The following is a 16,406-nucleotide window of genomic DNA, read 5'->3' as shown; positions in this document are numbered from 1 at the left end:
CCGATGCGATCGCTTAGCGGCTCTACCGAGCATCGCATTTTTACCATATCAGTCATCAGTATCAAGCCTTGAACAACCACTAACTCAATCTATTCCTAGAGTGCAATAGTTTTTCTGTACTCCAGTTCCATTCATACCTAGCACTTTCTTCCCACCTCCCTACAATTACCTTATTTACCACACTTACCCTATTTACTTCACTGATAGTATTTTACATTGCTAAAATGCAATAGTTTTTTAAAAGCTTGCATCCTAATTAAAATTATGCTAATATAAACAGTATATTAAACGCAATGGTTAAGCCGCTATGATGATTTCCACCGCACAAGCCGCCGATTTACTAGGTGTTTCCGCCACTCGCGTCCGTTACCTTCTGGGTAAAGGCAGAGTCAAAGGAGCCTATAAAGTGGGTAGAACTTGGGTGATTCCTTTGTTTGATGGCATGCCAGTGGTCACGCCCGGCACTCGCGGTCCAAAGCGGAACTGGTCAAAGCGTACAAATTACACTCCTGCAGTGATTCACGTTAACCAGAAAGTGATTCGCCAAAATCTCAAGACCGGAGAGCGCAACCCTGTGATTACCGTAAAACGAGGGTCTAAAAACACTTATGGTCATACCGTGGAAGTTAATGGACCATGTAGAGTAATGTATCGTCCTGATAATCCCTTACATTGTGGAGCAAGGGTGTGGATAGAGACTATCTCTGATTATAAAGTGATCTGAAACGTCTAAGCTATCAGTGATCCGAACTTTCGGACATAATATAAATTAAAAATTATCGATATCCTGGTTATCAATCAGTAACCAATTGATCCATGCCCGTATCTAGCAGTGTGTGGACTAGTATTTGATTATTCGTTACTAGCAATAAACGGAATTTAAAAAACTAGTTAGTCAGTAATAGTTGAGATCATTAGCTGACCAATTCCTTTATAGTTTGATCAAGGATATAGCTTTTTGCGATTCCCTTAGTATACTGGTTTTGAATCCCTACTCACCTCAGAGGTTGTCTGAGAAGTCTTATTTGCTACATCCAAGCCCCCGTTGGTCCCCATCTGTAAAAAAGCGAAGCATCCGCTAATTCCCCCCAGAATTGGGGGGTTAGGGGGGCGGGGTACTTTTAGAAGCAAATTGACTCTTGTTCCCCCCAAAGTTGGGGGGCTAGGGGGGCAAAAATCAGTATAAAAAAACTTGGGAGATATCCTCTTAGCGATTCCCCTAGCACACTGGTTTTTAATCCCTGCTAACCTCACAAAGATTTAAAATTGGCTCAATTTTTGATATGGTAGAGCCATTGGGAGAAATTTGTGAACAATCGACCACCTTCTCAGGAAAAGACACCTTTATTAGACGCTCTGCGCGCATCAGCCCAAAAGCCCCATGCAGCCTTTTATGCACCAGGACACAAACAAGGGAAGGGAATACCTGAGCCATTAGCGGATTTGCTAGGAAAATCAGTATTTCGAGCTGATTTGCCAGAATTACCGGAGTTAGATAATCTTTTTGCTCCAGAAGGGGTAATCCAAGAAGCCCAAGACCTAGCAGCAGCAGCCTTTGGTGCTAGCAAAACTTGGTTCCTAGTCAACGGTTCTACTTGTGGGGTGATGGCTGCTATAGTAGCCACCTGCTATACCGGGGACAAAATCCTGTTACCGCGCAATATCCACCAATCCGCGATCGCAGGATTAGTCTTGTGTGGTGCTATCCCCATCTTTATTAACCCTGAGTACGACCCATCAACTGACTTGGTTTATAGCATCACCCCAACCGCAGTTAACCAAGCCCTGACTGAACATCCGGACACTAAAGCGGTGATGATGGTCTATCCCACCTATCAAGGAATCTGTGGTGACATAAAAGCGATCGCTAAAATAGTTCACCAACATAATATTCCCCTACTGGTGGATGAAGCCCATGGACCTCACTTTGCCTTCCATCCCGATTTACCCCTCGATGCCCTATCAGCCGAAGCCGATTTAAGCGTACAATCAACTCATAAAGTACTCGGTGCCATGACACAGGCATCGATGTTGCACATTCAGGGCAATCGAATTGATGCTCAGCGCTTGAGTAAAGCCTTACAGCTAGTTCAATCCACCAGTCCCAGTTATTTACTACTCGCGTCCCTAGATGCCGCACGACAACAAATGGCACTCCATGGAGAACGACTAATGAGTCATACCTTGCAGCTAGCCCAGGATGCCAGAAGTAAAATCAGCCAAATTCCAGGATTATCAGTTTTAGAACTAATTAAACCCCGAAGATTCCAAGCCCTAGACCCAACTCGCTTAACCGTAAGAGTGACCGAATTAGGATTAAGTGGGTTTGAAGCCGATGAAATTCTTGATCAACAGCTTGGTGTCACAGCGGAGTTACCAACACTTCACCACTTAACCTTTATCATTAGCCTAGGCAATACCCAAACCGATATTCAGCAACTTGTACAAGCTTTCATCAAAGTTGCCCAAAATAATCGCAATTCCTCCACTGAGCAACCTGCCTTCTGTAACCTGCACCCTGCAACCTGTAACCTGCAACCCTTACTCTCCCCCCGTGAAGCCTTCTTTGCTCCCACCGAAACCCTACCGGTAACCGAAACCATCAACCGGATCAGTGCCGAATTAATCTGTCCCTATCCACCAGGAATACCAGCCCTAATGCCAGGAGAACAAATCAAATCAACTACTATTGAATACCTCCAAAAAATTATCACCTTAGGTGGTCAAATTACCGGTTGTAGCGACCCCAGCCTCCAAACCCTAAAGGTTATTGACTAGTATAGTAGTTCTCAATTAGATCAGGTACCTCGTGCTGGCTTAATGGGAGTCGGGAGTCGGGAGCGGTGCGACAATAAGCGCGAATTTAATTACGGGTCAAGCGCACCGAGGGAGTCGGGAGCGGTGCGACAATAAGCGCGAATTTAATTCGACGACTGTAAGCGCAAGCCCAACGGAGTCGGGAGTAGCACTGCACAGAGGTAAGCTCTTGCCCATTTAAATTGGGTATTATTCAGTTATAAAAAAAACCGTCAAACCCTATCCCCTGCTCCCATTCCCCCCTTACGCGCGGGGGGTTAGGGGGGATTCGAGCTCCCCTGCTGTCATAACGATAAAATTTAAATGAATACCAGCTTATTGGGGGTTTACCCCCTTAATAAAGAGGGAATAAAATTGAATGTACCTCATAAGTATGATCAAGGTTATAATCTTTGTAAATATTTATGGTTATTTCGGACAAATGGATGCTAATTTGTAATAAAATTTATCTCCTATTTATGATAAAAACTAAAATCTAAAACTATCAAAAATAGACACAGTAATCCTTTGATGATATTAAACTTATTAAAATATAATAACAGGTAAAGAATCGCTGTATTGATAATACTTTTTATTAAAAAAATATGTGTTCTATACCTGAATTGCTTAGTTTAATAAATCAAAATAACTAAAGTAAAAAAAATACCCCGAAACCTAAATACCACAAATGTCATCCCCAATTTGGCCATACATTACTCCTGGAATCCCAGATCACCTCTTTGAACGCCTACCCGGTATTCCCTTAAGTAAGCGAGAAGTCAGGCTGCTGATCATTTCTGCTCTACGACTAGGAAGCCAAGACCGGTTGTGGGACATCGGTGCTGGAACCGGTACCATTCCTGTAGAAATTGGACTACTGTGTCCCAAAAGTGAGATTATTGCCGTAGAACGGGATGAAGAAGTAGCCAACCTGATTCGACACAATTGCGATCGCTTTAATGTCACCAACGTAGAAGTCATCGAAGGTAACGCCCCAGAATGTCTCAAAGATCTACCATTAAAACCCCACCGAGTTTGCCTTGAAGGAGGACGACCAATCAAAACTCTACTCAAAGAAGTCTGGCCCTACCTAGAATCTCCAGGGAGGATAGTAGCAACCACCAACAATCTAGAAGGACTCTATGCCATCTCAGAAGGCTTAGCGGAGTTACAGGCTCGCAATATCGAAGTCGTTCAGTCAGCCGTCAATCGCCTAGAGACACGGGGGAATTATCAAACATTTGCAGCAGTTAACCCCATTTTTATTCTTAGTGGTGAGAAGTTAGAGTAAGGAATAGACCCCTTCAGGGAACAAAATTAACAATAATAATATAAATAACCTGTTCTTGTGTGAGAACAGGAGTGTCAAAAAAAAACGTCATATGCCCTGGTTACGGATTTTTAGTGGAATAGTTGCGATCGCCCTGGCGATGGGGATGATCTTACTTGGGGGATGGTATTTTACCATCGGCTTCTGTGTCATTGTCTATTTAGGTCAGTTAGAACTTTTTCAACTAGTAAAAGCAAAAGGCATGGTGCCAGCAACCAAAAGCACCATGTTTGTGTCTCAGCTACTACTAATTACAGCTACCATTTCACCAACCCTGGCTGATGCGGTGTTTCCCATTGCTGGAACATTTATTTGCTTTTACTTACTGTTCCAACCCAAGATAGCAACCATTGCGGATATTGGGGCTTCCATATTAGGTTTACTCTATGGTGGTTATCTGCCCGGGTATTGGGTCCGTCTGCGAGTGGGTTTGACTGATTTGACTGAAACGTCCTCCCTAGCTAGAGATGCTACAGTCGCCGCTACGAACCTACCCAGCAGTGGATACTGGTCTAATTTTTCGATTAATCTGAGTGATTTACCTGCTGGGTTAACTTCAACTCTCCTAGCATTTAGCTGTATTTGGGCAGCAGATATCGGAGCTTACACCTTCGGCAAATTTTTTGGTCGCACTCGCCTTTCTATGATCAGTCCTAAAAAAACTGTGGAAGGCGCTATATTTGGCCTTGTCAGTAGTATTGCTGTAGGAATCGCAGGAGCTTGGTATCTGAATTGGCCGTGCTGGCAGTTGAGTGGCATGATGCTCGGAGTAATCATTGGTGTAGCTAGCCTCTTAGGAGACTTAACGGAGTCCTTAATGAAACGGGATGCTGGTGTCAAGGATTCCGGGCAATTAATTCCTGGTCATGGTGGCATTTTAGACCGAACAGACAGCTATGTGTTCACTGCCCCTTTGGTTTATTATTTTGTCACGCTTTTACTACCACTGTTACCCAGCTACCTGTAGTCTTGTGTCAATGTTCAAAATTTTTTGATTTTATTGATTGCAAAAAGCCATCTATTGATAGCATTAACCCGTTAAGCTACCTTGGAGTAGATTAAAAATTTATAGCGGTTTCCAGCGAGCGTAGAATACACAGCACGCCTCTAGGAAATTCCGAGTGCAATCACCGGCTGTCATAATCGGAATAAAAACCTGAAAACCGCTATAAAAGTGCATTCTGGATGGGGTAGACGTCAGAAACCACAGATTACGAAGATGGGAGGTAATGGTGCTACATATCAATGCAACTTGGGATAACTATCATGTCCGGATTACAATTAATCTAGGTAAATACAGAACCGGAAAACGGTTTTTCGGTTCAAACCCAGCTTGGCGGTAATGACTAATCAGTAATTACGCTAATCACTAAGACCAGTTACGACACTAATATGTTAATATCGATGGTTAGTCAGATGATTAGTCAGATGATTAGTTACTAGTGTGATTGTTTAGTTCGATCAGAGCCGAATGAGCTACTTCTAGGCTTAGGCGGACTTGTTGGATAGAAGACAAAGAGTGCCACTGTTCAGATTTAACTGAAGCACTGACATTCATGGAGTCTGAGCTACTGCGCATGGCGTAAGCCCACGGACGAGCTAACACCAATAGATCGTCTTCTGTCCAGTTTTGTAACAATGGCTTGACACAAAGCACAAGTTGCTCTGCTAAGGACAAGTTCTTGTGAACAACCTCTTGAGCTCTCGAAGCGATCGCTTCGAGCCATTCGGGAGGCATGCAAGACGCACATCCGTTAGCTAAAGCTGCCTTCAACGAGTCAATGGTGGATTCGATGCTCGATTCGATGCTCGATTCGATGCTCGATTCGAGAGGTAATTCCCAACACTGATTTAGTCGCTCAAAAAAGGCAAGAGAAGCCTGAGCAATTTCCTGGTCATCTTGGATTTCGTTGAGGGAAAAACCTGCTTCTAGCTCAGCAAAATAAGCTTCTGCTTCTGGATCAGTTGGATCCCAAGGATAAAACTCCTCTTCTGACTGTAATAATTCTAGTAGTTCTTCTTGGATTTGAACCGAAGTATCCTCAAAATATGATTGTTGATGTTCTTGATATTGAATAGCTTGGCTGTTCATAATGCCCCTCCTGTTTGGGTTAGTAGATGAAACCTGACATAAAATAGCTACATCAATTTTTGAGGAAGTTCCGCAACAGCTGAAAAAATAATCTGGACTTCTCAGCGCGTGTTTAATTACCATGGCAACAGCACTTTCGTTCATCAACTTATGTGTGATATTAGTGAGCTATTGAGAGGCTCCCTTAGGTAGACAGCCACTAGTTGCCATTTGACTCTAACCAGTATCCTTGTGAAACTCCCATTGTTAACAGCATAGTTAACAGCATAAGCTTGAGTTTATCTTCGGCACGAGGATAGTCCTACTCAAGATTCTGGGGAGTCAATAATAAACTCAAAGATCTGACCACGAGGACCACCAAACTTAAGCTGAATACCCGACCTTAGCTGAACTTCCTGATGATGAACAGTTTTCCAACCATTATCGATCAATATTCTCGTACCATTACGAGAAAAATCCCTCAAGAAGTAAGTTGGATCCGAGCCTTGGTCAGTGAAAGCATCACGGCAGATAATTTCAGCATGTTGCTTACTCACACAAACTTCGGGAATCACCAAATCGTTGTGAGATTGTAGGCGTCCCACTCGCATCAATCCACCTCGAATCGGCCAGACCTGATCGGTTTTTCCTATGGAACGCAAAGACGCAGTTGGGGGTGGATTTTCAAGCCAGCTTGAGGTGATGGTGGGCAGTTCTGTAATTCCTTCTCCCACCGGTTGGATTAACTCCCCTTCAAACTGAGGATGCATATAAAGGATAGGCAAGGTCCAGGCTGGTTGGTTAAACTTGTAAAGGGTCAACATATGCTGTCTGGCCACAGCTACAGCATGGTCAATTGGCATGCGCTCCGCCAAGGCTTGGGCGAATGATTGAATAAAACTCACGGCTTCTTGGTCAGCAATGGAGTCCCGCATCCCCAAAACGGCTGGGACACCGTGGTGAATAAGCACCTCAGCTAAACTACTACGGGGAATGGTTTGGGAATTCACTTGGTCAGGTTTGGCACTCCAACAGGCATTGAATACAGCTAAGGCAACCTGGGTCCGCACCAGAACCTGAGCCAATTCCGTACCACTAATTTTCGCATCCGAGCGTAAAAATAGCAAACCTCCGTCTGGTGCGCTTTCACCATGACCAGCATAGAATAGGATGTTATAGGCACCAGTTTCGAGTGCTTTAATCAGTTCAGCTGGTGTCGGTTGTATTAGTTTTGAGACGTTGCAGGTAACTGGTGGAACGGATTGGTTCCTAGAAGTTTGAGCGGCTCTACCAGCTTGAAGGGCATTTACCAAGGTAGCCGCTTCTTTTTCGAGATCCAAATTGGTAGTCGAACCATTTAATTTTTGAACCTTCTCTCCTAGAACTAACAAAATATTGAGAGCCTGGTGGGAGCGCAGGGGTTCGAGGGCGTCTACATCACTAGTGGTGCGACTAAACAGGATTTGCTGAGAAAGGGAAATTGCCTGTTTACCCGCCATGGGTTGCATAATTTCCCAGGGGAGGGGAATGAAATCTGGAGCGCGGACTTCCAAGCGCAGGCGAAGGGGTTTATTTTGTCCCAAGGCAATGCCTTGACTTCGTTCGAGGGCATTGCGAATTGAGCCTTGAAACAGCCACTGCCAGAGGTCAATGCCCAAACCTTGCATCAAACGACCACTATAGCTAATCTCCGGACCTGTAGCACCGTTTTGATTCTGTGAGGGCAAAGTGGTCGGATACTGGTTGTGATGACCACTAATCGGCACATGGTTTGAAAATGGAGAAAACATGTCCTGCCAAGCCAGCCAGGACTTAGTCATATATTCAGACCAAGTAGAATCATGATGAACCATACCCCCTGGGTAAGGAGCTTTCAGCACCCAGATAGCCAAGTTTTCTCTGCCAGCGGCAGATAGACGAGCGATCGCTAAACTGAGGCAAGGATTTTCGATACCAGACATTAAAGGTTCATCATTATAGGGAATATACCGATGTGAGGATCAGTCTATCTAGTGTTGGGTGGTATTGGCGCTATCAATAATGAGGAATTGGTCATTAATAGGACATCATTAGTTTTCAGTTCTTAGTTGAGGAGTTGAGTGGTTAGTCAGAAAGCTTTGGTGAGCATTAACTTAAAAGCGATAAGCTTTTGACTACTTGCTCAAGACTTACGGAGATTGAATAGGTCTAGGGGAATTAGACGGAGGGGTATTTTTCTGACATTGACTGGCTTGTGTTGGGGTTGGTGTAAAATCACGAGCCATCATAGGTAAAATCTCCTTTTCTCTTATCCACCCTTCCTGTCCCTGTGACACCAAGGTAGCAGAGGGTTTAGTCTGCTTAGAGTTTAACGGTACTGAGGATGAGCCAACTTTGGGGGAGCTAGCCATTTGATCCGATGGAATATCAGTTGTGTTGGTTCCGGGTGAGCAAACTCTTAATTTAATCCACCAAGTCTCTTCCTGAGGATACCTTTTTCTGGCAATAACCTGCAAAACGCTACCAGCAGGAACTCTGCCAAGGATTGATTGCTTTTCAGGGTTAACCAAAAGTTGTACAGTTTGACCCACTATTCTAATAATATCTTGGTTTTTAATTAAGGCAGCTCGCTTAGCAAGGGTCACGGACTCAGGAGTTTGTCCTGGGATAGCTTTAGTTTCTGGACTCTGTTTAGGGGTGGTTTTAGAACCGGTTAGTTCTTGCCCCTTACCAAGACTAAAAACCCCACTCAGGAAGCGATTTATCTGTCCACTCGCCTTTAGACTCAACACTGGACTCAACAGATAAACGACTACCCCCCCTAACACCAAAAGCACGAATATTCCCAACAACAGTCTGCCAGTCTTCTCAGGAGAGGTTGAAGCTGAATAATGAGGATTTTGGTCACCAGATGCATCCCCCTCTTCCATGAGGTTAAGTGTGAGCAACGCTGTTTTTTGTTCATCAATAGAAGCGGGTTGCTGATCACTCTTAACGTTTAACATTAGAGTATTGTTGGTCTCGAGATTGCCAATGGATTCTAGCTGTGGGGGTGATAGTTGGATGGGCATCGAAGGCTGGCTTGGTGTGACTTGACAGTAAATCAACCCCACCGTGACATTGTCGTGTCCGTTTTTGGTATTAGCAAGCTCAATGATTCGTTCTGCTGCTTTTTTGATATCAATTTGACCGTCGAGAATGGGCAGGATTTCTGTTTCCCAGTACTGCTCGACTCGGTCATTGTCACTAAGACCATCAGAACACAGCAGAAACACACAATCTTCATCCAACACCAAGCGCTGTACAGTGGGGTGTAGTGTGGTTGATGAACCCATCCCTAACGCTTGCACTAGGGCACCAGATGTTGGTTGTTGTAGAGCATGTCGGTAAAGGGTATATCCAAGCCGCACTTCTCTTGTGGCTAAATCATCATCTAGAGTAACTTGGTGACAACCATGGCGACTCACCCAATAGATTCTGCTATCCCCGACATGGGTAATGTATATTTCATGGGCATGGGTTCTAGCCATGACCAAGGTTGTTCCCATACGCTGCCGATCAAATCGGTTCTCATGATCATTGCGTTGGCTAATGGAGTCATTGGCAGCACAGACAGCATTTTCCAATTCCAGGCTTAGAGTGGTTGGGTTCCACACCTCCAGTTTAGCTGGCAGTTGTTTGAGCTGTTGTCGCAGAGTGTCAATTGCCAGTTGGGAAGCAATTTCACCACCTGCTTGTCCACCAATGCCATCGCAAACCATTGCGATCGCTTCTTTCCCTCTTGAAGAGCTAATTAGCTTACCATTAGGAGGGTAGCAAGCGTCTTCATTGTGGCTACGACCCGGACCGGTATCGGTACGAGTGAGAGTCTTATAGGTTCTCGATTGCCATGACCGGCATTCAAACAACCCTTTCGCCAGTAATGCTAACAGCTGCTCTGATGTCTGTATCTGTCCTTTTGTAAGCTGGGAACAGAGTTGTTGGTAAAACTCACTAATAACAGGGGAAGCTCCCTGAAGCAGTTGTGACCACAGCTGACCCAGCTGTTTTAAGGTTGGTGCTGGCGTTTGATCACGCTCCAATTCCAATAACCTTAGCAAGGCTCCTTCCACCCGCACCAGGTTTGATTTCAGTAAGCTAGACCCTACTCCTTCTCGGCTCAACGGTTGCCATAGTGAAGCCCATTGCTGCAGCCAGTTTAGTTGGCGTATTGGTGAGGCATTTTTCCAGACGCTGGTCAGTTCTGGTGACAGAAGTCCTAGATTATTAATGTTCCCTGTTGCCTGAATTGGTACTCCTTCGAGTAACCAAATCTCTTTGTTATGCCTTGGCTTCGGTGTTAGCAGACCATACACTTGAGGCAGGTGTAATCCATAGGAAACCAGTCTCAAGTATGGGGTTATGGTTTGAGGAATCTCTAGTGGGGTCTCTGGCGGTACCGCTGGTTGAGTATCTAAAAGAACACGAGAGTGAATCAGGAGGTAGCGCTTAGCAATAAGTTCTCCCGGTTGAGCGGCTTTTATGCCTGACCCAATAGCCCACAAGTATCGTCTGAGCAGCGGCGTGCGACATTTTTGGCAGAACTTGTTGGTCTGGGGATTGGGAGCCTGACATTGATGATTTGGGCAGTGGAGCGTTGCCGCCGGATTGTCCATGAAACTCTTTGCTGCTAAAGATAGCCTGATGGAACCGGGTTAACATTAGCACAGCTTTCTTTGAAGGAATTATGTGCCCACAAAGGAAGTGCCAAAATCAGCCCATTGATTAAAGATTGTAGCGCTTGACTTACGGGCTGGTTAATGATTTACTTCTATCATGAATGAGTTGCGCGCGATACATTCGTTCGCAGCAATGGTTACCGAGCGGGTCTATGGGGAAGGTCAGGATTACGTTTTATGTATTAATCATTGCGCAATATTGATGCCGTCCCCTCACTCATCACACTACTCTTGATTAACTCAGGCCAGATCAGCAAAAAGTACGTCCACCAAAGCATAATTGGCATAGCAGCGAGTAGCGTGATCCAGATGGTTTTGAAAACTACCCATATACTTAATAGGATGACAGATCCGGTCAATAGTATTGACCAGGGTTGGCACCACCAAGGCTTATAACTCCAGGGATTGAATTTTTTTTCTGTAGACAAGATTAACCTTCTAAGCTACCACATCTAAACTACCACGTCTGACTTCCTTTTACTAAGCACGGGATTGATCAATAAAAGCATGGTTTGGTCAAGCCAACCGACTAAATTGTGGCTGGGTATCAAGGCAGACATGGGCTTTAGTTATTTGAGCCGGTCGTGACTTGGTTTGTTTGAAAGTAGCTTGTCTGCCTATCTCCTACTGCTTAATTATGAGGTTCTACTTGGGGCAACCCCATACTGTAATTAATCACTCTGCTTTCGGTATTGTAGCTAATTTGTCCATTTTGCAAAAGCGATCGCACAAGGTGTTCTAGGTCAGAACCGATACGACGCAGGTTGTATTCGGTTAAATCAAATCCGCTGTAGGATTCAACCAACTCATCAAACTTCCGGTAAACCTGCTGTATAGCATCTTCATTCCAATTGAACTCGTTATCGGGGTCAATGTCTAAGGTTAAAACGTTATCACTCCCGACTAGTTCGTTGTTTTTAACCTCTGCTGTATAGATTCGGATATGACGAGTGGTGGACTTTAACAGCATCTATAAACCTCCTGCTCACAGACTTTATTTTTTCATCTTTTCAGGCAGTAGTCAATGGTCACCATGTGAATTCCCGGCAAACCCATCAAAGATTTGCGGTGCGCGCCCGTTCGCGCCCCGCCACGGGAATTTAATTCGACGACTGTAAGTGCACCGGTCAGTTTTGAAGGAGATAATGGTCTGACAACCACGTGCATGAGATTTTACAGACATTACCAAAAAGTCACTTACTTTCATAGTAGGTTTCCCTACAACCGTAGACAGCAGTCCGAAGCCGCTGTTTACTCGAACTGTGGGGGCCATTGGCCCTACTCGATGTGATTTAACTCTGTCTTTATCATTTTTGTGAGGTACAAATTATTCCGGAGTATGGAGCGGTGCGACCCCGCGCTTTTTCAAAGCTAACCGTGAACGCGCACCTAATTATTTCGGAATTCAGGAGTGTTTTTAATAATAGTTAATCGAGTCTTGTTTTCCGTTACTGGTAGGGTTAATCAAAAAATGTACCTCATGATTATGATAATTACTAGAGCAACCTGGGTTTTAGCGGCGGTCTCCACGGGGGAAGAAAAATTAACAATACATGCACTAATGGAAGATCCTGGTACTCTAAAGGGAAAAACTATATTAAGTAAAGTCAAACACACTAATCCAATGTCATAGCTAAAAAAAATGTCTGGTACCATGGAAGATATTGCTAGACAAGCCCACCAGGGTAGCGTGGTGGCAATTATTCAAACACTGAATGAACGATTAGCCGATTTTGGGGTGAGAACTAGAGCCATTCTGGCTGATGGTGTATTGCAAGTTTTGTGTGAAGCAGCAAAACCAGAACAGCTGGAACAATCGATTCTAGTCAGTCAAATCCAGGAAATTCTGGAAGAGATTTCACCGCGTAACATTCGTCGTGTCAGGATCAACAGCCGCATCGTGCGAGAGGAACAATTACTCTGGTTAGAAGAAATTAGCCGTGACCCAGACAATCAGCTGTTGTGGTACGAAGACATCACCCTTACTAGGCCAAATTTCTTCAAGCAACTGGCTCAAACCTTCAACAATCGGCAAAACCTACCAAGCCAGCAACTGGCTCTAACACCAGGATTTTCCCGTCAACTGAGCCAAAAAAAACTACCGATTCAGCAACTGGTCTTACCGCCAGCTTCTTACGGTCAACTACGTAAAAAAGGTCGATTGCGGCAAGGTGTTGTGATTGGGTTAGGTTTGGGTTTATTCCTGATCCTAGTAGGTTGGTTACTGAATGATTGGTTTGGGAGGGAAATCGAATCCCATTACCCAACTCAAGCCGACCATTGGGCAAAAGACCCAGCCAATTCTTCTTCCGAGGGATCTTCTAGTAATCCAGACCCCCCCTTTACTCGGGACCCCTTTACTGAGGCAATGCGCCTAGCTCAAGAAGCAGCCGCAGCAGGGGAAAGTGTCGAAACCTCAGCTCAATGGTTAGATGTGGCAGCTAAGTGGGAACGGGCATCAAATCTAATGGAGACGGTAAAACCTGATGACCAACGCTACCAGATAGCTCGTTATCGGGTTATACTTTATCGAAAAAACAGTGAGGAAGCTCAAAAACAAGCTAGAAAGAAGCGCTCCTAGTGGTGTTGAATTGAAGTTTTAAATCAGTTTTGTTTAAAAAACGGTATAAAAAGGTGCTCAAGGTGTTTAAGGTGTTCAAAGTTAATCGATTTCAATCCCAGGGGAGATATCTGGAGTTTCTCAATTCTCTCCTGGATTTCCAGGTACTAGTAGTCTACCCAACTGATTGGGATTTTTACGCTCTGTGCTTAGGTCGAAACTCCAAAAAGCCCTCACCCAATCTACCGATCACAATTAATTGGGTAAACGAATCTTGAGCAGTAACCATTTTGATATCGCGGTGCGCACCCGTTCGCGCCCCGCGTCGGCGAAAGCCGATAGGCGCGACCCAAGGCCGTGAGGGATTGCTCACGGCCTTGGAGGCGCGACAATCACGGGAATTAAATTCGACGACTGTAAGCGCACCGGGGGCAAGTTTAACTCAACTGTGACGATTACATGATGGAAGTTGTGCCACCGACCCACAGCTTCTCCTCTAAGGAGCCATGTGAAAATAAGTTGTACAAATTTTATCTGAAATAAATTGTGAGATATAGCTTTTATAAAAAAAACTGTAATGGTTATTTTGACACGAGTCCTAACCAGAGTGCGGAATTGAACGGGTGTGTCGGTCGGTTGTCGTAAAAAACTCCAATCTCTTGATCAAAAGCACTCTGATGCCGGGAACACTAATCCTAGCGAGATTACTGTTTTAACAGTAGTTGCTCTAGTCAAGACCAGTATTCACAAGTTGTGCAACAAGCATAATGGATGCAGAAAGCGCGATTTTTGCCCCAAGAAGAAATTCCATCAACTCCCGTCTCTCAGGTACATTTGAACCAACCTTTAGCCAGGAGCATCACGGTTCACTCATGCCTTACCCGACAGAGTTAGCTCAGATCGGGCAACAAATTGCTAACACGATACTAAATACCTCAGACACGCAAACTCTGTTGGCGATGCTCGCCAAGGCTATAGGAGAGAGTTTTCAGGTGGATAGCTGTTTAATTGGGGCACTGGCTAACCCTAGCACTACACCCCAACTAGCCTGGTGGCGTGCTGATCAACACCTCGACCCAGAACACCGATACCATAAAAATCCAGTGCAACTGCTTGAACTCTTAACCACAGAGGATGACTTAGGCAGTGGCCCAGTACTGGCAATTTCAGATTGGCAAACATCCGATGCTTGGTCTAACTTAGATTTGGGTGAAGAAGTGCTATCTGCCAGGGCAATACTGAAGACCTCCACAAAGTTTCAGTCTGTAGTCAACGGGGTTATTGTTTTAGGAAAAGCCCAGCCTTACCAATGGACAAAGACAGAGCAAGAACAGTTAATTGTTGTTTCCCAATGGGTATCGGTAGCAATTTCTCAAGTTCAGCTAACCCACCAAGTGAAGGCGGCTACTCGAGACCAAACTCTGCTCAACCAATTGAGTCAAGTGATGCATAGCTCTCTCAATCTCCTGGAGATTTTCCAGATAGCTACCACAGCTGTTGCTGAAGCACTTCAGGTGTCACGGGCACTACTGCTACTGTTAGATGAAACGAATCCCCTCTGTTGCTCTCTACCAGGACAGCATTCACCAAAACATGATCTGACAGTGGTTTGTGAATGGTTACAGGAAACCTCGACTACTGATCTATTTTCAACAGGAGACGCACTGTTAAATCAATCCTTCCCAGTTTCTGAGTGTTCTTGGTACCAAGAGGCTCTCAAGCAAGCCCCTGAACCGATAGTCATTACCCATAGACCAGATCACCCGATTGGTAAATCTGACCACCAGAGCATCTCACTCCTAGATCAGCTCCTATTGCCAGGGTTACTGATCTGTCCTCTGGTTGGGGCAGATAATCATGGTTTGCTATCCGTTAAGGTTTTGGGGTTCTTGGTCTTGCAAAATAGTCAACCTCGCCCTTGGCTAGAGAATGAAATCAACTTGGTCAAGTGGGTCAGTAGACAAGTTAGTAGCACTATTATCCAAAATCAGACTCTCCAGCAAGTACAATCCCTTGTTGAAGAACGCACGGCTCAGTTACAACATAGTCTGAAAGTTCAGGCAGACTTATACGAAAGAACTCGCCAGCAAATGGGTCAGTTAAAGGAATTAAATCGGCTCAAAGACGAATTTCTCAGTAGCATGAATCATGAGTTGCGGACACCTTTGACTGCAATGAGTCTAGCGATTCGGATGTTACGTCAACCCAAACTTGATCTTGAGCGTCGTGCCAAATATCTAGAAATCCTTGAGCAACAGTGTAATCAAGAAATTGAGCTAATTAACGACCTGTTGAGTCTACAGCAGCTGGAATCTGACCAGTCCCAATTGCAGCTGCAAAAAATTGACCTGATGCCGATGATTAAGCACTTGGCTAAATCCTTTGAGTACAGATGGGCGGAGAAAGGCTTAACCTTAACAATCAATAGTTCACTAAAATCGCTCTTTATCAACACCGACGCTGAGAGCCTTAACCGTATCTTGCTGGAACTTTTAACCAATGCTGGTAAGTATTCTCACCCAAATACTACAGTGGTGATCGAGGTAACTGAGCAAATCCAGCAATCGGTTAAGCAGATTGTGATGAGTTTGAGCAATATTGGTCAGGGGATCTCTCCAGAAGACCTCAGACATATTTTTGATAAATTCCATCGCGGTCAGGGGATGACCCAAAAGGCAGTTCAGGGTACTGGTTTGGGTCTAGCGCTAGTAAAATGCTTAGTGCAGCATCTCAATGGCACAGTAGATGTCTCCACTGGCCCGTCTGACACTCCTCGTACGTCTCGGGTATCTTTCACAATTACTCTGCCCCAGGTTCAATCTTTTATGTAAAACTTAGTCATTAGTAAGTAAGAAGGCAAAACTAATCACTAATAGCTCGGAAGACTAACTGGGAAGAATAGGTATTAAAGCGGATATGATCTGATTTATACTCCCGGATTGGATCGGAGTA

11 protein-coding genes are annotated in these 16,406 nt (G+C 44.7%); 6 read left to right on the top strand and 5 right to left on the bottom strand.

The features are described from left to right. Nucleotides 1-307: 307 nt before the first annotated feature. From BJP34_RS04985 to BJP34_RS04970, 4 genes are all read left to right on the top strand, one after another. The gene (locus BJP34_RS04985) at nt 308-724 is read left to right on the top strand and encodes a helix-turn-helix domain-containing protein (protein WP_070391398.1); all 417 of its coding nucleotides are present in this window, start codon (nt 308-310) and stop codon (nt 722-724) included. Between the two features lie 584 nt (nt 725-1,308). Further along, on the top strand, nt 1,309-2,778 hold the full coding sequence (locus BJP34_RS04980) for an aminotransferase class I/II-fold pyridoxal phosphate-dependent enzyme (protein WP_070391397.1): 1,470 nt from the start codon (nt 1,309-1,311) through the stop codon (nt 2,776-2,778). Nucleotides 2,779-3,484: 706 nt separating this feature from the next. After that, on the top strand, nt 3,485-4,087 hold the full coding sequence (gene cbiT, locus BJP34_RS04975; RefSeq protein ID WP_070391396.1) for a precorrin-6Y C5,15-methyltransferase subunit CbiT: 603 nt from the start codon (nt 3,485-3,487) through the stop codon (nt 4,085-4,087). A gap of 91 nt (nt 4,088-4,178) precedes the next feature. After that, a complete protein-coding gene (locus BJP34_RS04970) occupies nt 4,179-5,093 on the top strand; it encodes a phosphatidate cytidylyltransferase (protein WP_070391395.1) in 915 nt (304 codons plus the stop codon). A gap of 465 nt (nt 5,094-5,558) precedes the next feature. Here BJP34_RS04970 and BJP34_RS04965 read toward each other — a convergent pair whose 3' ends face one another. From BJP34_RS04965 to BJP34_RS04950, 5 genes are all read right to left on the bottom strand, one after another. Beyond that, entirely contained in the window at nt 5,559-6,218 is a 660-nt protein-coding gene (locus BJP34_RS04965; RefSeq protein WP_081431078.1) for a hypothetical protein, read from the bottom strand. 305 nt (nt 6,219-6,523) lie between these two features. Next, a complete protein-coding gene (locus BJP34_RS04960) occupies nt 6,524-8,158 on the bottom strand; it encodes a CHAT domain-containing protein (protein WP_070391394.1) in 1,635 nt (544 codons plus the stop codon). A 207-nt stretch (nt 8,159-8,365) separates the two neighbouring features. Then, nucleotides 8,366-10,831 (bottom strand): PP2C family serine/threonine-protein phosphatase, encoded by a 2,466-nt coding sequence (locus BJP34_RS04955; RefSeq protein ID WP_070391393.1) that lies wholly within the window; start codon nt 10,829-10,831, stop codon nt 8,366-8,368. Nucleotides 10,832-11,076: 245 nt separating this feature from the next. Beyond that, nucleotides 11,077-11,322 (bottom strand): DUF6737 family protein, encoded by a 246-nt coding sequence (locus BJP34_RS47035; protein ID WP_083305004.1) that lies wholly within the window; start codon nt 11,320-11,322, stop codon nt 11,077-11,079. 203 nt (nt 11,323-11,525) lie between these two features. Next, nucleotides 11,526-11,864 carry an NAD(P)H-quinone oxidoreductase subunit M gene (locus BJP34_RS04950; RefSeq protein WP_070391392.1) on the bottom strand — a complete coding sequence of 113 codons (339 nt, stop codon included), beginning with the start codon at nt 11,862-11,864 and terminating at the stop codon, nt 11,526-11,528. A gap of 672 nt (nt 11,865-12,536) precedes the next feature. On the opposite strand from BJP34_RS04950, the gene BJP34_RS04940 reads away from it, so the two are divergent. Together BJP34_RS04940 and BJP34_RS04930 are read left to right on the top strand one after the other, a co-directional pair. After that, entirely contained in the window at nt 12,537-13,475 is a 939-nt protein-coding gene (locus BJP34_RS04940; protein WP_070391390.1) for a hypothetical protein, read from the top strand. 746 nt (nt 13,476-14,221) lie between these two features. Next, nucleotides 14,222-16,285, top strand: a complete 2,064-nt coding sequence (locus BJP34_RS04930; RefSeq protein ID WP_070391388.1) for a GAF domain-containing sensor histidine kinase — start codon at nt 14,222-14,224, stop codon at nt 16,283-16,285. Nucleotides 16,286-16,406: the final 121 nt, after the last annotated feature.

Origin of the sequence: Moorena producens PAL-8-15-08-1 (genome assembly GCF_001767235.1) — a bacterium.
Taxonomy (GTDB): domain Bacteria; phylum Cyanobacteriota; class Cyanobacteriia; order Cyanobacteriales; family Coleofasciculaceae; genus Moorena; species Moorena producens_A.
The sequence above is the reverse complement of the archived record's forward strand: the minus strand, read 5'-3'. Positions and strand labels throughout refer to the sequence as shown.

Excerpts from the sequence above, each read along its gene's own strand:
- BJP34_RS04960 (WP_070391394.1), bottom strand. The coding sequence starts at position 8,158 with ATGTCTGGTATCGAAAATCCTTGCCTCAGTTTAGCGATCGCTCGTCTA.
- BJP34_RS04970 (WP_070391395.1), top strand. The coding sequence starts at position 4,179 with ATGCCCTGGTTACGGATTTTTAGTGGAATAGTTGCGATCGCCCTGGCG.
- BJP34_RS04950 (WP_070391392.1), bottom strand. The coding sequence starts at position 11,864 with ATGCTGTTAAAGTCCACCACTCGTCATATCCGAATCTATACAGCAGAG.
- BJP34_RS04965 (WP_081431078.1), bottom strand. The coding sequence starts at position 6,218 with ATGAACAGCCAAGCTATTCAATATCAAGAACATCAACAATCATATTTT.
- BJP34_RS04955 (WP_070391393.1), bottom strand. The coding sequence starts at position 10,831 with ATGGACAATCCGGCGGCAACGCTCCACTGCCCAAATCATCAATGTCAG.
- BJP34_RS04985 (WP_070391398.1), top strand. The coding sequence starts at position 308 with ATGATGATTTCCACCGCACAAGCCGCCGATTTACTAGGTGTTTCCGCC.
- BJP34_RS04930 (WP_070391388.1), top strand. The coding sequence starts at position 14,222 with ATGGATGCAGAAAGCGCGATTTTTGCCCCAAGAAGAAATTCCATCAAC.
- cbiT (WP_070391396.1), top strand. The coding sequence starts at position 3,485 with ATGTCATCCCCAATTTGGCCATACATTACTCCTGGAATCCCAGATCAC.
- BJP34_RS04940 (WP_070391390.1), top strand. The coding sequence starts at position 12,537 with ATGTCTGGTACCATGGAAGATATTGCTAGACAAGCCCACCAGGGTAGC.